Source organism: Acinetobacter sp. Leaf130 (genome assembly GCF_001423205.1).
GTDB classification, from domain to species: Bacteria; Pseudomonadota; Gammaproteobacteria; order Pseudomonadales; family Moraxellaceae; genus Acinetobacter; species Acinetobacter calcoaceticus.
Window position 1 is genome coordinate 136,147 of record NZ_LMOE01000005.1, and the last position, 21,385, is coordinate 157,531.

Below are 21,385 nucleotides of genomic sequence, written 5' to 3' on the forward strand. Positions count from 1 at the left end.
AAAATAAAAGTACAAATGATAATTATAATCATTTCTTTGTTTAGAATAAAAGAACTATTGTCTTTAAAATTTATGAGATTGCTTTTTTAAGTCTTTATTTTTGAAAGGATGTAGCGATTGCTCAAGCTAACAAGGGGGAGTATTGGTTAGCTTGAGTTATTAATTTAGATTAAGAAGATGTTTTTAGAGATGAAAGGAAATATTTGAGTTAAGTATTATTTTTGAGAATATCTAAAATATCCATTTCTGGATCATAATTCTCGTCAATCGTTTTGCAAATTGCTTGTCCAACAATCACATGCGTGCCATTAAAGGTCATGCTGGGTGCTTCATATAATTCCCAGCCGTGATTCAGTGCTTTAGTTACTCGTGCACAAAAAGCAGAGTCATCAGGGCCAGTTAAATAGCGATAAAGTTTCATCTTTAGCCTTTAAAAATAATATTTTATGGTCATAGTTTAACTGAATTTACCTTAGTCTAATCGCGAATAAGGAATTGAATTAAAAAATATAAGCGCTGGAGTCATCAGTAGAGTTACCACACCAAATTGACATCTTTTAAGAATGAAAATAGTTCAACTGAGTGTTTCACAAATTAGCTTTATTGCTATTTTATAAAAGTGTTTCGAATTTAATAATTTCAAAACATTTTTCTCACAGTTAAAATAATAACAAATTCGTTTATTTAAAAGTTTACCTTGAAATCAATAGCCCATATTGTATTTCTTGATAAAAGCTCATTGAGATGGTTTTATGGCTTTAAATTATACATTTCCTATATTAGAGCGATTGAGAAATGAGTCAAATTTTTATAAACAAAGTATTAGTGGATAGTTGTTGTATCAGTCAAGGTTTAAAAAGAAAACTGAAAGAGCATGGATTTTGTTGAGTTTTTTGATCAGATGAATATCACTTGAAACAACCTAATAAAATAGAGACTTTATGTGAATATCAATTAGTACATAAAAATAATCCAATGATTTGAATTATGGATCCTTGGGTGAAAAAGTATTTGGGTTAATTGTGAATAGTAATTTATTTTTATTCGATCCAAATTTATTTTTGATCTTACAAAAATAAATCGCTAATAAAAAGTCGTATATATGATATAGATATTTGTAGCTTTTCATATGTCTAAAAATAGTTTTAGTTGTAAATGTTATTGGATTAATTTTAAAATATTATATAGAATTAATCAATTTTAATTTATTAATATATTGAAGGATTGTATTGTAAATGAAAAATATTCTTATATTGTTTTCCACTACAGATGGTCAAACATTAAAAATAAGCAACTATATAAAAGATATATTGCTTAGTTATGGTTTTAAAATTTCTGTTTTTTCTATAGATGATTACTCTAAAATAGATATTAAATATGATTTCATTCTTATAGGTGCTAGTATTCGTTATGGAAACTATAGTCAATCTCTTTATAAATTTATTGAAAATAACTTGCAAGAGTTAGAATCAATAAATAATGGTTTCTTTTCAGTCAGTGCAACAGCTAGAAAAAAAGGTAGAGATATACCAGAATTAGATAATTATTTTAAAAAATTTAAAGAAAAGACAAATTGGAAACCTGATATTGTTGGTGTTTTTTCAGGAGCTATTAATTATCCTAAATATAATATTATTGATAGATACATGATAAAATTTATAATGTATCTAACCAATGGACCTACAAATTTATCTAAGACATTTGAGTTTACAGATTGGAATAAAGTTTCCTTATTTGCTATCAAAATAGTTGATATTTTTAAATATCAAAATAATTTTGGCAGTCAGTAAATTCATTTGACTAATAAAGATATTATTTTAGAGCTTCGAACGCTGCATTAGAAAGTATGGTATCAGAACTTAGCTTTGCATTTTCCCAAATTTCATTACGTAAAGTCGGGTTAAATTTAGTTAGTTCCTTCATTATTTCAATACGTGTTCTTCTACAACTATGGGAATCTTTTAATTTCCAAAAACTGTCTAAGCATTTAGAACCGAGTAAATCAGCTATAAGATGTACAGTTTGGGCTCTTTTGAATGTGTCGTTTTCCAAAGGTCTTATGATTTTCTTATTGGTTAAATCAAAAGCATATTGGTCATTAAATCGCTGTTGACCTCGTTTTCGCACAATCAAATTTAGGCTAATAGAAAAATCATCTGGAGAGCGTTGCTGATGTATTTCTTTACCTGCACGGAAGAGATAGGTTTGGCCTGGTTTTAATTGATTGAAAGAGATCTTTTTCATTTCAATACTTTCTCCAGTTTTACCTATAACTGAATCATAATCATATTCATAAGTTTCTGTATAGTAACCTGAGCCATAATGACCAACTGTTAAGAAACTGAAATCATGATCATGTGCTATAGAATAAATTAGTAGACCTCGATCAACATCTACATTTACAAATTTTCTTTCTTTATCTGAAATCCAGCAAACTGCCCTTATTACAAAATCTTCATCTTTATAAAGAACATAACCACTAGCTTGATAAGGATTATTTTCTTGAAAAGGTTTATTTGAGTACCTTAATTCTTCACATACAGCTTTAGGTAATAAGTCTTTATCGTTACTTAATTTTATCAACATTGGAGCAGCAGAGTTAATGGAATTTAGATCATCTAAGTCTATATTTTTTTTAATATAATCAATAAATTCATCTAAAGAGATTTTATCTTTATTCATTTTATTTATTCCTATTTTGGATTAAAAATAAACTTTGATTAATAGCATTAATAACATGAGGATGTTGTTCTTCTGCTAAAACTCTTGAAAGGAATATTTCTGCTTGATCAGGGTTTACTTTACAGAAAGTTCTTGTAGCTTCCCATCTAATAAAGTAATCATTATGATTAAAAGCTAAATGTTCTGCTACATCTGAACAATCTTTATAATTCATATGTCCCATAGTAAACAACATAAGTTCTAAACGTGATGATGCAAGACTATTTGATACTATATGGCTAAATTTTCCAGTATTTATAGAATAAACTTCTCTTATTGATTCATTAGTCACATTTGTATTATCAGTTAAATATAAAAGATAAGTTGAGACTGTAGAATTATTTTCTACGACCACCAGTTCATGATCTATTAAAGTGGATTGTCCACTAGATATGATTTCTTCTGAAATTTCGATTATTTCTTTTTTATCATTTTTTTTTGAAAATCTTTGTATTTTAGCACTACCGATCAATACGCCAATAGCTTGTTTGCTGCCGTTAGAGGATATGAAATTCCTCGGTGGAATATTTGCAGGTAAAATTTCTAATTCTAAATGAATTGATTGTGTTTGAAGTAATGTTGTGCGAGATGATATTGCCGGGTTAAATGAAGGAACAAAATCGTGTTTTCTTTCTAATAATTCTAATAAATACTCACCTATGGTTTGATAAACTTTGGGTGATAAATATATATTGAATGTATCTAGATTAATAGAATTTTTACTAAAAACAGATTCTATGTCATTAAAAACTTCATTAAAATTAAACTGTTTATTCATTTTAAGCTTATTTGATAATATTAATTTTTAAATTGGAAAGAATTTATAATAAGTAATTAGGGGTAATAGAATTAAAAACTCTAATTACCCCTAATTCTTTATCTAACTAAAAATTAGATAAACCACCATATCAGTGCTAACTGACCATTTCCATCACACACATTTTGTTCTAGGTTTACTAAACAATCATCAATACGCATTTTTAAATCCTCTGTAATATAGGGTTGAGACCACAATATATATTAAAGAATTTGAAATAGTAAACATTAAAATTAATTTTTTTATATTTTTTATTAAAATAATAAGATTAATTTAAGGGGGAGTTGTTTTATTTAATTTATTCTAAACACCTTTTAAATTAATTTTAATAATGCCATGAGATAGTGATTTTTATATAAATAATAAGTTTAATTAATAAAAGTATTTTTTTATTAGTTATTTTATATAAAATGAAAAGCCACTATGTATTTTTAAATTTAGCTTAATAGATAATGCATTTTTAAATTATCCGAATCGTGGATAAGAAGTTGACTTGAAAATATAGTGGTTAGAGTCATCAGTAGAGTTGTCATACCAAACTATCACTTTTTAAGAGTGGGAATGGTTCAACTGAGTGTTTCAGACATTACCTTTATTACTATTTGGTATGAGTATTCTCAATTTAATAATTTCAAAGTATTTTTCTTATAGTTAAAACAATATAAAGTCATTTGTTTAAAAGCTTACCTTGTTATCAAGGCGTGATTTATTTGATCAATATGTATCAATTGGCACTATCCATTTTATATATGGTTATGAGTTATATATTGTGATGAATTAGTTCGCTGAAATTGCTAGTTCTGTTTTATCTAATGTGTATATGCTGATATTAAAATAGTTGAGCAGTTAGTCAAACAAAGCTTGGGCGGCTAGTTGTTACATCAGCTGGGATTTAAATTTAAAAACAAAACTGAAAGAACAGGATTCGGATTAGTCTAAGCTAAAGGAATAACAGATAACGATTTACTGAAATTAAGAAAAACGAGTGAAAAATCTCAGCTATACTCATGCTAATTTAAATTTTATGAAGAGCTTGAGCATGCGTGTACTTGTCGTCATGGATCCGATTGAAACCGTAAATCTTAAAAAGGATTCAACCATGGCAATGTTGTGGGCGGCGAGCCGTCGTGGACATGAATTGGGTTATGCATTACAACAAGATTTATATATCGATCAAGGTAAGGCTTACGGTCTAATCTCGCCATTAAAAGTATTTGAAGATTACAATCATTATTACGAGTTGGGTGAAAAGAAAAAAGAATCTATCGCGGCTTACGATGTGGTATTGATGCGTAAAGATCCACCGTTTGATATGAATTTTGTCTATACAACTTACGTGCTTGAGCAAGCTGAACGCGAAGGTTCATGGATTATCAATAAGCCTCAGTCATTGCGTGATTGCAATGAAAAGCTATTTGCAACGCAATTCCCAGAGCTGCAAGTACCTACACTTGTAACATCGCAACAAAGTTTAATTCGTGAATTTCTTAAAGAACATGGCGATGTCATTGTGAAACCACTTGATGGTATGGGCGGTACAGGAATTTTCCGCTTATATCAAGATGGTGTAAACATTGGTTCAACGTTGGAAATGCTGACAGAATTAGGTACTCGTCCAATTATGGCTCAACGTTATATTCCTGAGATTGTAGAAGGGGATAAGCGTATTTTGATGGTAAATGGCGAGCCTATTCCTTATTGCCTAGCTCGTATTCCACAAAATGGTGAAGTGCGCGGTAACTTAGCGGCAGGTGGCTTAGGTCAAGCGCGTCCGCTTACTGAAAATGATAAGCTGATCGCAGCTAAAATTGGTCCTTTCTTGCGCGAAAAAGGTTTGATTTTTGTTGGTTTAGATGTAATTGGCAATTATGTCACTGAAATTAATGTCACCAGCCCAACATGTATTCGTGAAATTGATGCTCAATTTGGTACATCAATTGCCGATGATCTATTTGATGTATTAGAAGCTGGTCGTACGGCTTAATTATTTATTTCAGGTGATTTTCAGCAGTATTTATGGGAAATCACCTGAAAATATATGAATTAATAAAATCACAATATGAAATACGCTAGTGCTTTGTAGGCATATTTTCAAAAAAGCACATCTTTCTGTTATAAACGAGTGAAATTAGCTTTTCGTTAATGAAGCTTTAGGATTAAAATAAACGGCTACAAAAATAGATGACAATTTCCATTGTTTTTTGAGTTGAAGAATTAGACCGTGACCGATTCACAGCAAAGCAAACCCAAACATGTCATGATGATGGCTGCCGGTACAGGTGGACATGTTTTTCCAGCCCTCGCCGTAGCCAAACAACTTCAACAACAAGGTTGTCAGGTTTCATGGTTAGCCACGCCAACAGGTATGGAAAATCGGTTATTAAAAGATCAAAATATTCCGATTTATCAAATTGATATTCAAGGTGTTCGTGGGAACGGTGTGATCCGTAAACTTGCTGCGCCTTTTAAAATTTTAAAAGCGACTTTAAGCGCAATGCGCTATATGAAACAGCTTAAAGTTGATGCTGTGGCTGGATTTGGTGGTTATGTTGCGGGGCCTGGTGGTTTAGCAGCACGATTGTTAGGTATTCCGGTACTTATTCACGAGCAAAATGCAGTTGCTGGTTTTACCAATGCACAGTTAGCGCGCGTTGCTAAAGTCGTGTGCGAAGCATTTCCAAATACTTTTCCTGTTAGTGATAAAGTTGTCACAACTGGAAATCCGGTGCGTCGTGAAATCACCGATATTTTAAGCTCTAAGTGGCGTTACGATGCACGTGAGCAAGCGGGACAACCTTTAAATATTTTAATTGTCGGCGGTTCTTTAGGTGCAAAAGCGCTTAATGAACATTTACCGCCAGCGCTAAAAAAAATACAAGTTCCACTCAATATTTTTCATCAAAGTGGTCAACAGCAAGTTGAAGCAACTCAAGCACTTTATGCAGATGCACCAGCCAACTTAAAGGTGCAAGTTTTGCCGTTTATTGAAGATATGGCAAAGGCTTATAGTGAAGCTGATTTAATTATTTGCCGAGCTGGAGCATTAACGGTGACGGAAGTTGCAACAGCAGGCGTTGCAGCAGTTTTTGTACCACTTCCTATAGCCGTTGATGACCATCAAACTGCAAATGCCAAATTTCTGGCTGATATCGGTGCTGCAAAAATTTGCCAGCAATCGACTATGACACCAGATGTTTTAAATGAATTGTTCACTTCGCTGATGAACCGCCAATTACTTACAGAAATGGCAGTGAAAGCGCGTCAACATGCCCAACCAAATGCGACTCAGCATGTGGTTGATCTTATCCAAAAAATGTAATCGGATTTACTATGTCTCCATCAACAGCTGCGAACCAAGCAAAAAAACTGATTAAAGTGCCTGAAATGCGCCGTATCAAACACATTCATTTTGTGGGGATCGGTGGTGCTGGGATGTGTGGCATTGCAGAGGTATTGGGTAACCAAGGTTATAAAATTTCTGGTTCAGACATTAAAGCATCTAAAACTACAGAACAATTAGAGCAAAATGGCATCAAGGTTTATATTGGCCATCAAGCGGAAAATATTAAAAATGCCAATGTGCTTGTAGTTTCTACAGCGATTGATCCAGAAAATCCAGAAATTAAAGCAGCGATTGAGCAACGTACTCCAATTGTACGCCGTGCAGAGATGCTAGGTGAGCTTATGCGTTACCGTCATGGTATTGCTGTAGCTGGTACGCATGGTAAAACCACTACTACAAGTCTTTTAACCACCATGTTGGCTGAAGAAAACCTTGATCCAACCTATGTCATTGGTGGTTTACTTAACAGTACAGGCGTAAATGCTGCACTGGGCGAAAGTCGTTTCATCGTGGCTGAAGCTGATGAGTCAGATGCGTCTTTCCTTTATTTGCAACCTATGGCAGCCATTGTAACGAACATTGATGCTGACCATATGGATACCTATGAAGGTAGCTTTGATAAATTAAAAGATACGTTTGTACAGTTCCTTCATAACTTACCATTTTATGGTTTGGCTGTAGTTTGTGGTGATGACGCCAACATTCGTGAAATCATGCCGCGTGTAGGCCGTCCAGTTATTACTTATGGTTTTAATGAAGATAACGACATTCGCGCAATTGATGTTGAACAAGATGGCATGCGTTCACACTTCACGGTGTTGCGTAAAGGTCGTGAGCCGCTACGTTTAACCATCAACCAACCGGGTATGCATAACATCTTAAATGCTCTAGCTGCTATTGGTGTTGCGACTGACGAAGGTGTTTCTGATGATGCAATTAGCCGTGCTTTAGCAGGATTTAGTGGTGTTGGTCGTCGCTTCCAAGTACAAGGCGAATTCGAACTTGCTGATGGCAACGTTAAGCTAGTTGATGACTATGGGCACCATCCGAAAGAAGTAGAAGCGACTATTAAAGCTGCTCGCCAGAGCCATCCGGATCGTCGTTTGGTTATGTTATTCCAGCCACACCGTTATTCTCGTACCCGCGATTGTTTTGATGACTTTATTGAAGTGCTTTCTCAAGTCGATCAATTATTATTACTGGAAGTTTATCCTGCCGGTGAAAAGCCTATTGTAGGTGCTGACAGCCGTACTTTGGCGCGTAGTATTCGTTTACGTGGACAAGTGGAACCGATTTTGGTCGATCCGGTTGAAGGTAATTTGCAAAACATCATGCAAAATGTGTTACAACCAAATGACTTGTTATTAACGCAGGGTGCGGGTAACGTTGGAGCAATTTCAGTAGAACTTGCACAACACCATTTGTATGTGAAATAAACAAAAATATTGAATTATCGGGTTAAGGATTTAAACGTGTCAAATGCTACAAAATTCGGCAAAGTTGCCGTGCTATTTGGTGGGAAATCGGCTGAGCGTGCTGTGTCTTTAGATAGTGGTCAGGCAGTTCTGGATGCTTTATTGCGTTCAGGTGTTCAGGCTGAAGCATTTGATCCGCAAGACCGCAGTGTGACTGAACTTGTAAATTATGATCGTGCATTTATTGTATTGCATGGTCGTGGCGGTGAAGATGGCCAGATTCAAGGTGTACTTGAATGGTTAAATCTGCCTTATACAGGAACTGGCGTGCAAGGTTCTGCGATTGGCATGGATAAAGTCAAAACCAAGCAAATCTGGCAAGGTAGCGATTTACCTACAGCGCCATATCGCATTATTACTAAAGAGACAGATTTAGATGCGGTTATTGCTGAGCTAGGCTTGCCTGTCATTATCAAACCTGTACATGAAGGCTCAAGCGTGGGCATGAGTAAGGTTGAGAAAGCAGAAGACTTTGCTGCTGCAATTGAAAAAGCGACTCGGCACGATGCTGTTGTGATGGCAGAAAAATGGATCACAGGTCGTGAATTCACAATCTCGTTCTTAAATGGACAGCCTTTGCCGGTTATTCGTTTACAACCACCAGCAGACGTTGCTTTTTATGACTATGAAGCAAAATATGAACGTAATGATGTTGAGTACGGTATTCCTTGTGGTCTAAGTGAGACAGAAGAGAAGAACCTGCAAGCATTGTGCTTACGTGCTTTTCAAGCAGTTGGTGCTGAAGGCTGGGGCCGTATTGATGCAATGCAGGATGAGCAGGGGAATTTCTGGCTTTTAGAAGTAAACACTGTGCCAGGTATGACCAGCCATTCTTTAGTTCCAAAAGCTGCTCAAGCTGTTGGCTATAGTTTTGATGAATTGTGTGTTGCCATTCTTGAGCAAACATTGGAAGGTACGGCTTAAATATGGCACAACTTCCGGCTTCCATGCGCCGTAAACGTGCGGCCATCACCTCTATTCATGATAAACCGCCTACACGTAAGCAGAAGCTTGCGAATGCTGGTGGATGGGTGCTGTTGGTTATTGCTTTTGTAGTGCTGGCAGTCGGAATTTATGGACTATATAAAGTTATTACAGATGCAAAAGTTGCAAAGCTAGAGGTTGTAGGGTCGACGTCTTCAGTTGAAACACAACAAGTGATGCAGCATGTTGCTCCAATTATAAAAGCGAATTATTTCACATCTGATTTAGAACAGATTCGTGATAAAACATTAGAAATTTCGTGGGTAGACCGAGTTGTGGTATCTCGTGCCTGGCCCAATGGTATTCGTGTTCGTGTCATGCCTCGACATGCCATCGCCCGTTGGGGGACAGGTCGCTTGTTAAGCGATGGAGGCGATGTATTCAGTGAGGCAGAGCCGACAATTCATCCTGAGCTTCCGTTACTACATGGTCCGGTAAGCCAGTCGAAAATGATGATGCGACGCTATAATGAAATCAATCAATTATTCCATCCCGCCAATTTGCGCCTAAAAGAGTTATATCTGACGGAGCGAATGACTTGGTTTATGCAGTTTGATACAGGTTTACGAATTATTGTTGACCAAGATCAAACAATGAATAAGTTGCAACGTTTAAGTCATCTGGCACAATCTGACTTAAAACCGGTGTGGTCGAAAATCTCAGCCATTGATTTGCGATATCGTAATGGATTATCTATTCAATGGAAGAACGCAACACCACCTAAAATTGTGAATGGTCAGTTTGTTGTAACGATTGATGACACAAGCATTGCAGGTGGAACAAAAGCAAAGCCATAATACGTGGCTTTAAAATAGGCAATTTGCCTGGTATTAAACAACAAAGAAATGGTATGAGTGATGAATGAAGCTGTTCCCTCAGTTGTTGCGATTGACATTGGGACGCATAAAGTTTCAGTTTTGATTGGAAAAATTCATGCGCCGGATAACATTCAAGTTATCGGTATGGCAACTGCTCGCAATCGTGGCATGAATAAAGGAAAAATCGTAAGCCTCGATAAAGTCATCGCTGCGATTAAAAATGCTGTTGCTGAAGCGGAAAATATGGCCGAATGTCGCATTCATAGCGCATGGGTATCGATTCCGAGTACCGAGTTGCAAAGTTTTTATGCCTCTGGCCGCACACCAGTTGCTAATCCAGCACATGTTATTACAACAAATGAAGTCGTGCGCGCGTTAGAATTGGCAAAAGCAAGTCATGTGACTTCTGATTACTATTTAGCAAGTGCAGTGCCGTTAGGCTTTGAATTGGGTGATTCTGCTGAATGGGTGCAGAATCCAATTAACATGACTGCCCATAGTATGACAGGGCATTATCAGTTAATGATGATGCCTATAGCGACTATGCAAAACCTTGATCGCGCCATGAAAGGTGCAAATATCGGGGTTGAAAAAATGGTGGTATCTTGCTTGGCAACCGCCGAGGCAAGTTTGCTTAAAGATGAAAAAGAATATGGTGTTTGTCTGGTCGATGTTGGCGCAGGCATTACCAATCTTGCGGTTTATCTGGATGGGCGTTTGGCTCTGGCACGTACATTGCAGCGCGGTGGTGAACACGTTACACGTGATATTGCTGCTGTATTGCAAACCACGACAGAAGAAGCTGAACGCATTAAAATTCTGTATGGTTGTGTCGATTTAAGTGCTGTTAAGCCAGATCACATGATTCAGGTAGAAGGAATTGATGGCCCTCAAACCATTAGTCGAATTGAGTTGTCAGAAATTATTATTGCCCGTTATGAAGAGATCTTTAGCCAGATTCGCGATGAACTCGAACACAGCGGCGCAATTCATGGTTTATACCATGGTGTAGTGCTGACAGGCGATGCTTGTCAAATCGAAGGTATGGTGAGTTTAGCTCGCCGTATGTTGGGGGTATCTGCACATTTGGGCAATCCACCGTTACAGGTTTATGCTGATGATCAGCATCAAGCCGCGTTACGTCGTTCGATGTATGCAACAGCAGCTGGTTTGCTCATGTTTAGCCAAAGTGAGTTGCAAGAAGCTGTTGAAGAGCCTGAAGAGGCAAATGACCGTTCGGTATGGGAACGAATGGTAAATGGCTGGAATGCGTTTAATAGCAAGCTAAAAGCCATTTTTTAGGATGTATGGATTTATTGGTAGAATTGTTAGGAAGTTGTAAGAGAAAACCACTGTACTTGACAAGGTTTGTATTGCACAGCATTCTTAAAATTAGTTGTTTTTGAAAATCAAGGCAGTATACGGGCTGAAGTGACTGCCATAATGTATTAGGAACCCTAAAGGTCATGGCCTCATTTGAATTTATAGAAGATGAACTAAACGATGGCAACGGTCAAGCCCGTTTCACTGTATTTGGTGTAGGTGGTGGTGGCGGTAATGCCGTTCAACATATGGTGCAGTCTGATATTCAAGGTGTTAAATTCGTTTGTGCCAATACAGACAAACAAGCACTGGACTGTATGAATGCACCTTTCAAAATTCAGTTAGGCGAGCAAAGTACACGTGGTCTAGGTGCTGGTGCTAACCCTGAAGTAGGGCAAGTTGCAGCAGAAGAAAGCCGTGAAATTATTCGTCACCATCTTGAAGGTACGGATATGGTATTCGTTACCGCTGGTATGGGTGGTGGTACGGGTACAGGCGCGGCACCTGTCGTGGCTGAAGTTGCCAAAGAAATGGGTATTTTGACTGTTGGTGTTGTGACAACCCCATTTAACTTTGAAGGCCGTCGCCGTTTAAAGTCTGCTGAACGTGGTATTGAAGCGCTTGAAGCACATGTTGATTCATTGATTATTATCCCTAACCAGCGCTTACTCAGCGTATATGGCGATATTTCAATGAAAGATGCTTATAAAAAAGCTGATGATGTATTGTTAAACGCTGTACGTAGTATCTTTGACCTTGTTGTAAACCGTGGTCATATTAACCTTGACTTCGCCGATTTGAAAACTGCAATGAGTACACGTGGTTATGCCATGATGGGTGCTGGTTTAGGCCGTGGTGAAGATCGTGCACGTCAAGCTGCTGAACAGGCGATCCGTAGTCCATTGCTTGATAACGTAAATATTATTAATGCTAAAGGTGTGTTGATTAACATTACTGGTGGCGATGATATTACTTTACGCGAAACTGAAATCATTACTGATGTCGTGAACCAGATTGTTGACCTTGATGAAGGTGAAATCTTCTACGGTACTGTATTTGATCCAGATGCGCGTGATGAATTACGTGTAACAGTGATTGCAACTGGTTTAACACGAAATGCAGCAGATGCAGAGCCGAGAAAACGCAATACGGTAAGTCATGCATCGACTCAATCAGCTCAATCTGTTGATGAAGATGATGTTCCTGCTATTAATAAGCGTCAAAATGCAGACAATGAAGTGAGTAGTACTGCAAGTTCTTCTCCGCGTTCTTCTCCGATGAGCATTCAAGATTACTTGAAAAATCAGCAACGTAAGTAAAATATTATTAGATTTTAAAAAAGGCAGTGTTTAATCACTGCCTTTTTTTGTTTTTGATCAATCACTAAATATGCTAACGTATAGCGGTTTTAAAAAAGAAGTTACAAAGCATGGTGAAACAACGTACTCTCAATCGTGTGGTAAAAGCGAGTGGAATAGGTCTTCATAGCGGTCAAAAAGTGATGATCAATTTCATTCCACATACCGTGGATGGAGGTATTGTATTTCGTCGTATCGATTTAGATCCACCTGTGGAAATCCATGCGAATGCTTTGCTGATTCAAGAAGCTTTCATGTGCTCCAATTTAGTAATTGGAGATATAAAAGTTGGAACGATTGAGCATGTGATGAGCGCAATTGCAGGTTTGGGAATTGATAACCTTATTGTTGAGGTATCTGCGTCCGAAGTTCCGATTATGGATGGAAGTGCTGGCCCATTTATTTACCTGTTAATGCAAGGTGGATTGCGTGAGCTGGATGCGCCGAAAAAATTTATAAGAATATTAAAACCAGTTGAAGCATTAATAGATGATAAAAAAGCAATTTTTAGCCCGCATAATGGCTTTCAGTTAAATTTTACGATTGATTTTGACCATCCGGCATTTGCTAAAGAATATCAATCTGCGACTATCGACTTTTCTACTGAAACTTTTGTATATGAAGTCAGTGAAGCTCGTACTTTTGGTTTTATGAAAGATCTGGATTATCTCAAAGCAAATAACTTAGCTTTAGGTGCAAGTTTAGATAATGCGATTGGTGTAGATGACACGGGCGTTGTTAACGAAGAAGGCTTACGTTTCGCCGATGAATTTGTGAGACATAAGATTTTAGATGCAGTAGGTGATTTGTATTTGCTTGGTCATCAAATTATTGCCAAGTTCGATGGCTATAAATCGGGACATGCTTTAAATAATCAGTTGTTACGCAATGTTCAAAGTGATCCGAGTAATTATGAAATTGTAACATTTGATGACGAGAATGAATGTCCAATTCCATATGTGAGTGTGACATAAGTCATTGTCTTTATTTGGTCATGTTATAATGTAACATTTTAAAGTGTGAATTTTGTCACATAAATATGGCTGAACTTTTCTTTAAATATATAGCTCGTCATTTTTTATTGCTTGCCAAACGTAGTAAAGCTTGGCTAAGCTTAGGGTCGCTCACAAAGTCGGCTGCACTACGTAACATTTCTTGTGTTTCCGGGGGGATGGGTTTAGATGGCTCAGATGAGGGTGGATTTGGAATGTTTTTATTTCTCAAGCGAACCTGAATTCTTTGTAGGTCTTTTAACCCTTCAAGTTGAGATAATTTAGATACATATTGGTTCTGTAAATAACTGAGTTGACTAATCATCGCCTGATTTTCACCAGTAATGATCAAAGAACCATTTTGATAACACACGACCTGCCATTGTTCCGGTTGGGGCAATAAGGGTTGGATAATTTTCGTAAGTCTTTGCCATTGCGCGACTTGCGTTGTTAGAAACGTAAGGTTTCCTGTTTTTATGTGTTTTCCGGATTGTTGAAAAACGTTATTGGGTTTAGACATGGGTCATTCTCGGATAGATTCTTGTCTTCATCTTAAGCGTTCATTTCAATCGATATCAAGGAAGAGATCATAAGGAACTTAAGTAAGAACAGTTTCAAGAGGTTTTTATGCACACGCGTCGTATTTTATTAGCGTTTTCACTTGCCGCTTCGGCAGCATCAGTTGCTTTTGCAGATTATCAAACAATTAACCAATCTACTGATTCAGATCGATTGGAACAACTATCAAAAACATTATCTCAAGGTTCATATACTCATCCTGATGATTTAGATCTTCCAGCGAGTGCGAAAGTTTCAGTGACCTTACGCCAAAAAACGGTTGAGCTCAACAATGAGTCACTCGCTAAAAAATATGGCAATACGACAGCTAAGAACTCTTTCAATACCTCTTCTTCAAATGCTTATTCATGGTTAGTTTCTCACCCTCTTCCTGATACAGTGCGTGTTTCTTCCAACTTTGGTGGCCGTACGATGGGTGGTCGTGCCGAACATCATGGCGGATTGGATATGGCTGCTCCAAGTGGTACGCCAATTTATGCTACAGGCCCGGGTATTGTAACCAAATCTGGTTGGGGCACTGGCTATGGTCAATATGTTGAAATTAACCATGGTAATGGCTATTTAACACGCTATGCGCATGCTTCGCGTTTAATGGTACGTGTAGGTGAACAAGTCTCGGCAGGTGAACATATTGCCAATGTAGGTTGTACTGGTCGCTGTACTGGTCCACATTTGCACTATGAAGTAGTAAAAGATGGTCAACGTAAGAACCCAACAACTTACTTAGCGATGCTTCCTTAAAAGCATAGTGAAAAAGGTTAAGGTTAAGGTTATTGAATTTATGAATCTGAAATTAACTTAAACCTTTTTTAACGTAAAGATTGTATAAAAAAACGCCATTATTGGCGTTTTTTTGTTATTTTGTTTAATGCTCGGTCAATGACTATTCATTCAGAAAATAATAGGCCCCCCTCACATTCACCCGTGGCAATAACTAGAGAGGGGTAAAACGTGGTAAAAATACAAAGTAGATTAAAGAACAAGGAACAGGTGAATTATGGCGTTTTACGGTGACTCCGATGCACAAGAAACCCAAGAGTGGCAAGATGCATTCGATTCAGTTTTACAACATATGGGAACTGAGCGCGCGGCATTCTTATTGGAAAAACTTTACCAACAAGCAATTGCCAAGCATGTTCCCATTCAACGTCTCAATACACCTTACTTAAATACAATTTCTGTTGAAGAACAACCTGCGATGCCAGGCGACCAAGATATGGAACGCCGTATTCGTGCATTGATTCGTTGGAATGCCTTAGCAATGGTACTTCGTGCGAATAAAACAGGTGATGATTTAGGTGGACACTTGGCGAGCTTCGCATCAAGTGCAACATTATATGACGTAGGTTTTAACCATTTCTTCCGCGCAAACAGTAATAACTTTGGCGGAGATATGATTTATTACCAAGGACACTGTGCTCCTGGTATTTATGCACGTTCATTCCTCGAAGGACGTTTAACTGAAGAACAGTTAAGTAATTTCCGCCGTGAAGTTGGCGGTAATGGTTTACCAAGCTATCCACATCCATATTTAATGCCGGACTATTGGCAATTCCCAACTGTATCAATGGGTCTTGGTCCAATCATGTCGATTTATCAAGCGCACATTCAAAAATATTTGATGAACCGTGGCTTGATCAAAGAAGAAGATCGTAAAGTCTGGGCATATCTTGGCGATGGTGAAATGGATGAGCCAGAAAGTACTGGTGCAATTTCACTTGCTGGTCGTGAAAAGCTTGATAACCTCATTTGGGTGGTTAACTGTAACTTACAGCGTCTAGATGGTCCTGTACGTGGTAACGGTAAAATCATTCAAGAATTAGAATCTTTATTCCGTGGTGCAGGCTGGCGTGTCATTAAAGTAGTATGGGGTCGTCATTGGGATCCGCTACTGGCAAAAGACAGCACTGGCGCTTTAAAAGCGGTAATGGGCGAAACAGTTGATGGTGAGTATCAGCGCTATCAAGTGAAAGGTGGTGCATATACACGTGAGAAATTCTTTGGCAAGTACCCAGAAGCTGCGGAACTTGTAAAAGATTTAAGCGATGAAGACATCGATAATCTTAACCGTGGTGGTCATGACCCGTACAAAGTTTTTGCTGCCTATGCAGAAGCAATGAAAGCTAAAGGTCAACCAACAGTTATTCTTGCGAAAACTGTTAAAGGTTACGGTTTGTCTGAAGAAATTGAAGCGGTGAACAAAACTCACCAAATCAAAAAAATGCAGATCGACTCTTTGAAATATGTACGTGACCGTTTCAACCTGCCATTTACAGATGATAAGTTAGAAGAGCTTCCATTTTATCGCCCAAGTGAAAACTCTCCAGAAATGAAGTATATGAAGGCGCGTCGTGAAGCTTTAGGTGGCTATTTACCTGCACGTCGTAAAGAGAGTGAAATTTTAGCGATTCCTGAATTATCTGTATTTGATGCAGTATTAAAAGGTTCTGCAGGCAAAGAACAATCAACTACCATGGTGATGGTGCGTTTAATTGCTTCTTTACTTAAAGAAAAAGCAATTAAAGACCGCGTAGTGCCAATCGTTCCAGATGAAGCGCGTACTTTTGGTCTAGAAGGTATGTTCCGTCAGCTTGGTATTTATGCTGCTCACGGTCAAAAATATACCCCAGAAGACCAAGAACAGTTAATGCATTACCGTGAAGCAAGTGACGGTCACATGCTTCAAGAAGGGATTAACGAAGCTGGTGCGATGAGCGCATGGGCTGCGTTGGCAACAAGTTATTCAACTAATAACTTGCCAATGATTCCAATGTACATGTACTACTCAATGTTTGGTTTCCAACGTATTGGCGACATCGCATGGGCTGCTGGTGATGCCCAAGCTCAAGGCTTCTTATTAGGTGCTACTGCTGGTCGTACAACATTGAACGGTGAAGGTTTACAGCACCAAGATGGTCATTCACATATCTTGGCGAACACGATTCCAAACTGTGTATCTTACGATCCATGTTTTGGTTATGAGTTGGCTGTAATCGTACATGATGGTTTACAACGTATGTATGTGAACCAAGAGCGTGTGTTCTATTACCTAACTGTAATGAACGAAAACTACCAGCATCCTGCAATGCCTGAAGGCGCTGAGGAAGGCATTAAACGTGGTATGTACTTGTTCGAAAAAGATGAAAAAGCAACTGTTCAATTACTTGGTTCAGGTGTAATTCTTCGTGAAGTGATCAAAGCTGCGAAAATCTTACGTGATGAATACCAAATCCATTCAAACGTTTGGAGTGTAACAAGCTTCAATGAATTGTCTCGTGATGGTATGGCATGTGAAGAATACAACCGCTTACACCCACTTACTGAAGAAGTGAAAGAGTCTTGGGTATCTAAACAATTACGCGGTACAGAAGGTATTGTTGTTTCAGCAACAGACCATATGCGTGCGTATAGCGAACAAATCCGTGCCTATCTTCCAGATGGCCGCCCATTTGTTGCGTTGGGTACAGATGGTTATGGTCGCTCAGATACACGTGCTAACTTGCGTAGTTTCTTTGGTGTTGATGCTGCACATATCGTTGTTGCTACTTTGAAAAAATTAGCTGACGAAGGTGAAGTAGATGCACGTTTAGTTAAAGATGCAATTTCTAACTTTGAGTTAGATACTGATCGTCCAGTGGCATGGGCTCCACAAGCACATCCAGAAGTTCAAGCAGTTGCTGAATACCATGAAGCGCAAACAGGTGAGGGGAACTAAGCATGCAAATTAAGACCCCTGATATTGGCGTAGATAAAGCAGTTGTTGCTGAAATTTTGGTAAAAGTTGGCGATAGCATTGCTGAAAATGACAGCCTTGTTTTGCTTGAGTCAGATAAAGCCTCTGTTGAAGTGCCTAGCACTTCAGCAGGTGTAGTGAAAAGCATCTTGATCAAAGAAGGCGATAGCGTAACTGAAGGTACGGTATTGTTTGAACTTGAAGCTGAGGGTGCTGCACCTGTAGCTCAAGCAGAAGAAGCTGCAAAACCTGCACCAGCAGCTGAAAAAGAAGCACCTGCTCCAGCTCCACAAGTTGCTGCACAACCAGCAGCTGCAACCACTAGCCAAGTGGTTGAAGTTCAAGTTCCTGACATTGGTGTTGAAAAAGCACTAGTTGGTGAAATTTTAGTAAAAGTTGGTGAGCAAATCGATGTTGAGCAAAGCATCGTTGTTGTTGAATCTGACAAAGCAACTGTAGAAGTGCCAAGCAGTGTTGCTGGTACTGTAGAAAGCATTCAAGTTAAAGAAGGCGATACAGTTAAAGAAGGTGTTGTGCTCATTAAAGTGAAAACAACATCTGCATCAAGTGCGCCAGTTGAAGCTCCTGCTTCTACAGCAGCTCCAGCGGCAGCGCCTGCACCAGTTCAACAAGAAACTGTAGCTGCGGCTGCTACTCAATCTGGTCCAGTTGATATTAACGTTCCTGATTTGGGCGTAGACAAAGCAGTGGTTGCTGAAATCTTGGTACAAGTTGGCGATAAAGTTGATGTAGACCAAAGCCTTGTTGTTGTTGAGTCAGATAAAGCAACTGTAGAAGTTCCAAGTACTGTTGCTGGCATTGTGAAAGCGATTCACTTGCAAGCAGGCCAACAGGTTTCACAAGGTATATTACTTGCAACAATTGAAGCTGAAGGCCAAGCACCTGCTGCGGCACCAACGGCAAAAGCAGAAGTAGCTCCAGCTCCACAGGCAGCAGCACCTAAAGCGGCAGCTCCTACTCCGACTCAGGCTGTATCTGCTCCAGTTTCTGGTAGTGATAAGTTAACGAAAGAGCAAGAAGCTGAAAACGCTAAAGTTTATGCTGGCCCTGCTGTTCGTAAGCTTGCTCGTGAACTTGGTGTGGTTTTATCACAAGTTAAAACTTCTGGTGAACATGGTCGTGTGATTAAAGAAGATATCTTTGCTTATGTGAAGACTCGTTTAACTGCACCACAAGCGGCTCCAGTAGCTGCGGCTGCACCAGCAGTTTCAGGTTTGCCAAAGCTTCCTGACTTCACTGCGTTTGGTGGAGTGGAAGAAAAAGTACTGACGCGTTTGCAGCAAGTATCAATTCCGCAATTGTCATTGAACAACTTTATTCCGCAAGTCACCCAGTTTGATTTGGCTGACATTACTGAGTTAGAAGATTGGCGTAATGAACTGAAAGGCAACTTCAAAAAAGAAGGTATCAGCCTGACGATTATGGCATTCATTATCAAAGCGGTTGCGTATTTGTTGAAAGAAGAGCGTGAGTTCGCAGGTCATCTATCTGATGACGGTAAATCAGTGCTCTTGCGCAATGAAATCCATATGGGAATTGCGGTAGCAACGCCTGATGGTTTAACTGTACCAGTACTTCGTAACCCAGACCAAAAATCAATTAAGCAAATTGCAGTTGAATTGGGTGTGTTAGGTCAAAAAGCACGTGATAAGAAATTAACACCGAAAGACTTGCAAGGTGCGAATTTCACCATTTCAAGTTTAGGCGCAATTGGTGGTACAGCATTTACACCACTTGTAAACTGGCCGCAAGTTGCGATTTTGGGTATTTCACCTGCAACGATGCAACCGGTTTGGAATGGTAAAGACTTTGATCCACGCTTAATGTTGCCGTTGTCGTTGTCTTATGACCACCGTGTAATTAATGGTGCAGACGCTGCTCGCTTTACCAATAAACTTACGAAACTTCTTAAAGATATTCGTACTTTATTAATCTAATATTTTGAAATGAATCATTAAAACCTCGCTTCGGCGGGGTTTTTATTTTGGTATTTAATATAATTGGTTTTAGGTTAATCTAAAGATTAGATATGAATTATCGAGAGAGAGGAGAAATTTCTCGTTATTAGGTAAAGGAGAAATAATAAATGGTGGGTTTTTTAAAAATCATGTCGCCGATTCTGTTGGTTGTATTTTTACTGATGGGGCTGTGGGTTAGTGTTTTGCACTTTCCTTGGGAGTGGATGACTTACGTTGCAATGGGGTTGGAAGTATTTGTAGCAATGCTTATTTTGCCGTTTGAATTTCAGTCACAGCACATAGCAGGCATTAATAATTTGGGGTTTATTAACTTAAGTATTTGTTTAGCCTTACTATTGGGCTTAGGTCGGCTGTTGGTGTGGGCATGGATAAAATTTTTTGTTTGAAAAATAGAACTGCTCGAATATAATAAGCACATACTTCATTGGGGAGTAGCCGCTATTCATTTCTGAATGAATAGGTGATGATCAACATAATTGTTCAACAGAACATGGTCATCATAGCTTAAACGTCTCATCGTTTCCGAGTTGGCAAGACCTTTGATTTACCACTCTGCAGATATTTGGCTAGCAGGAGGGGTAGGTCATGGGCATTTATGCTAGCCAGAGAAACGACATGCAAGAATTTCTGATTTCTACCTCAATTGTTGCCCTAGCTGAAATGGGCGATAAAACTCAATTACTCGCCCTTTTATTGTCTGCACGTTTCCGTAAGCCAATCCCTATTCTCATTGCGATTCTGTTAGCAACTTTAATTAACCATGGTATCTCTGCTGTGCTTGGACAGTGGATTACGACGGTCTTGAGCCCTGAAATCTTAGTTTGGGTTCTTGCGGGCGGTTTTATTGGTATGGCGTTCTGGATGCTTATTCCAGATAAGTTAGATGATGAAACAGATAGCATTAATAGATGGCAAAAATTTGGTGTTTTTGGCGCAACCTTTATCTTGTTTTTCTTGGCTGAAATTGGCGATAAAACGCAGATTGCAACAGTGGCCTTAGCTGCTCGTTACGACAGTATTTTCTGGGTTATGCTGGGTACAACGTTAGGTATGATGATTGCCAATGCACCAGCTGTATTTATTGGTAATAAATTAGCTGAACGTTTATCTATCTCGCTCATTCATAAAATTGGTGCGGCTATTTTCTTAATTGTAGGCGTCTCTACTTTGGTACAGCATTATTTCTTCTAAAACATTTAAAGCTGCCATAAAAAACGCACTCAATTCGAGTGCGTTTTTTGT

At 38.4% G+C, this 21,385-nt stretch carries 18 protein-coding genes and 1 riboswitch; of the genes, 14 read left to right on the forward strand and 4 right to left on the reverse strand.

Annotation, left to right across the window (positions count from 1 at the left end):
• Positions 1 to 208: 208 nt before the first annotated feature.
• Complete coding sequence (locus ASF86_RS11210) at positions 209 to 421, reverse strand: DUF1737 domain-containing protein (protein WP_056482145.1); 213 nt, start codon at positions 419 to 421, stop codon at positions 209 to 211.
• Positions 422 to 1,235: 814 nt separating this feature from the next.
• On the opposite strand from ASF86_RS11210, the gene hemG reads away from it, so the two are divergent.
• Positions 1,236 to 1,790 carry a menaquinone-dependent protoporphyrinogen IX dehydrogenase gene (gene hemG / locus ASF86_RS11215; RefSeq protein WP_056482148.1) on the forward strand — a complete coding sequence of 185 codons (555 nt, stop codon included), beginning with the start codon at positions 1,236 to 1,238 and terminating at the stop codon, positions 1,788 to 1,790.
• Positions 1,791 to 1,812: 22 nt separating this feature from the next.
• Here the strand turns inward: hemG and ASF86_RS11220 are convergent, their stop codons facing one another.
• Together ASF86_RS11220 and ASF86_RS11225 are read right to left on the reverse strand one after the other, a co-directional pair.
• Positions 1,813 to 2,682 carry a hypothetical protein gene (locus tag ASF86_RS11220; RefSeq protein ID WP_056482151.1) on the reverse strand — a complete coding sequence of 290 codons (870 nt, stop codon included), beginning with the start codon at positions 2,680 to 2,682 and terminating at the stop codon, positions 1,813 to 1,815.
• Position 2,683: 1 nt separating this feature from the next.
• Positions 2,684 to 3,499 (reverse strand): hypothetical protein, encoded by an 816-nt coding sequence (locus ASF86_RS11225; RefSeq protein WP_056482154.1) that lies wholly within the window; start codon positions 3,497 to 3,499, stop codon positions 2,684 to 2,686.
• Positions 3,500 to 4,577: 1,078 nt separating this feature from the next.
• Here ASF86_RS11225 and gshB point away from each other — a divergent pair.
• The 8 genes from gshB (at position 4,578) to lpxC (ending at position 13,813) form a co-directional block, all read left to right on the forward strand.
• Positions 4,578 to 5,522: a glutathione synthase gene (gene gshB, locus ASF86_RS11230; RefSeq protein WP_003654100.1), complete on the forward strand. Its 945-nt coding sequence runs from the start codon at positions 4,578 to 4,580 to the stop codon at positions 5,520 to 5,522.
• Between the two features lie 237 nt (positions 5,523 to 5,759).
• Positions 5,760 to 6,857 (forward strand): undecaprenyldiphospho-muramoylpentapeptide beta-N-acetylglucosaminyltransferase, encoded by a 1,098-nt coding sequence (murG, locus tag ASF86_RS11235; protein WP_056482157.1) that lies wholly within the window; start codon positions 5,760 to 5,762, stop codon positions 6,855 to 6,857.
• A gap of 11 nt (positions 6,858 to 6,868) precedes the next feature.
• Positions 6,869 to 8,317, forward strand: coding sequence for a UDP-N-acetylmuramate--L-alanine ligase (murC, locus tag ASF86_RS11240; protein WP_003654096.1), 1,449 nt, complete (start codon positions 6,869 to 6,871; stop codon positions 8,315 to 8,317).
• 36 nt (positions 8,318 to 8,353) lie between these two features.
• On the forward strand, positions 8,354 to 9,280 hold the full coding sequence (locus ASF86_RS11245; protein ID WP_056482160.1) for a D-alanine--D-alanine ligase: 927 nt from the start codon (positions 8,354 to 8,356) through the stop codon (positions 9,278 to 9,280).
• Positions 9,281 to 9,282: 2 nt separating this feature from the next.
• Positions 9,283 to 10,137, forward strand: coding sequence for a cell division protein FtsQ/DivIB (locus ASF86_RS11250; RefSeq protein WP_003654093.1), 855 nt, complete (start codon positions 9,283 to 9,285; stop codon positions 10,135 to 10,137).
• Between the two features lie 60 nt (positions 10,138 to 10,197).
• Entirely contained in the window at positions 10,198 to 11,460 is a 1,263-nt protein-coding gene (ftsA, locus tag ASF86_RS11255) for a cell division protein FtsA (protein ID WP_045433761.1), read from the forward strand.
• Between the two features lie 164 nt (positions 11,461 to 11,624).
• Positions 11,625 to 12,800 carry a cell division protein FtsZ gene (ftsZ, locus tag ASF86_RS11260; RefSeq protein ID WP_003654090.1) on the forward strand — a complete coding sequence of 392 codons (1,176 nt, stop codon included), beginning with the start codon at positions 11,625 to 11,627 and terminating at the stop codon, positions 12,798 to 12,800.
• Between the two features lie 110 nt (positions 12,801 to 12,910).
• A complete protein-coding gene (gene lpxC, locus ASF86_RS11265) occupies positions 12,911 to 13,813 on the forward strand; it encodes a UDP-3-O-acyl-N-acetylglucosamine deacetylase (RefSeq protein WP_005038014.1) in 903 nt (300 codons plus the stop codon).
• Positions 13,814 to 13,910: 97 nt separating this feature from the next.
• Here the strand turns inward: lpxC and ASF86_RS11270 are convergent, their stop codons facing one another.
• Positions 13,911 to 14,351: a DciA family protein gene (locus ASF86_RS11270; protein WP_056482163.1), complete on the reverse strand. Its 441-nt coding sequence runs from the start codon at positions 14,349 to 14,351 to the stop codon at positions 13,911 to 13,913.
• A gap of 107 nt (positions 14,352 to 14,458) precedes the next feature.
• Between ASF86_RS11270 and ASF86_RS11275 the strand changes: the two genes are divergently transcribed.
• The 5 genes from ASF86_RS11275 to ASF86_RS11295 all read left to right on the forward strand — a co-directional run bounded on the left by ASF86_RS11275 (position 14,459) and on the right by ASF86_RS11295 (position 21,334).
• A complete protein-coding gene (locus tag ASF86_RS11275) occupies positions 14,459 to 15,151 on the forward strand; it encodes a M23 family metallopeptidase (RefSeq protein ID WP_005038016.1) in 693 nt (230 codons plus the stop codon).
• Positions 15,152 to 15,407: 256 nt separating this feature from the next.
• Positions 15,408 to 18,125 carry a pyruvate dehydrogenase (acetyl-transferring), homodimeric type gene (gene aceE, locus ASF86_RS11280; protein ID WP_056482166.1) on the forward strand — a complete coding sequence of 906 codons (2,718 nt, stop codon included), beginning with the start codon at positions 15,408 to 15,410 and terminating at the stop codon, positions 18,123 to 18,125.
• 2 nt (positions 18,126 to 18,127) lie between these two features.
• The gene (locus ASF86_RS11285; RefSeq protein WP_056482169.1) at positions 18,128 to 20,101 is read left to right on the forward strand and encodes a 2-oxo acid dehydrogenase subunit E2; all 1,974 of its coding nucleotides are present in this window, start codon (positions 18,128 to 18,130) and stop codon (positions 20,099 to 20,101) included.
• Positions 20,102 to 20,250: 149 nt separating this feature from the next.
• Entirely contained in the window at positions 20,251 to 20,529 is a 279-nt protein-coding gene (locus ASF86_RS11290) for a hypothetical protein (protein WP_056482172.1), read from the forward strand.
• Between the two features lie 28 nt (positions 20,530 to 20,557).
• Positions 20,558 to 20,743: riboswitch (yybP-ykoY riboswitch) on the forward strand.
• A 15-nt stretch (positions 20,744 to 20,758) separates the two neighbouring features.
• A complete protein-coding gene (locus ASF86_RS11295; RefSeq protein WP_003654075.1) occupies positions 20,759 to 21,334 on the forward strand; it encodes a TMEM165/GDT1 family protein in 576 nt (191 codons plus the stop codon).
• Positions 21,335 to 21,385 lie beyond the last annotated feature (51 nt).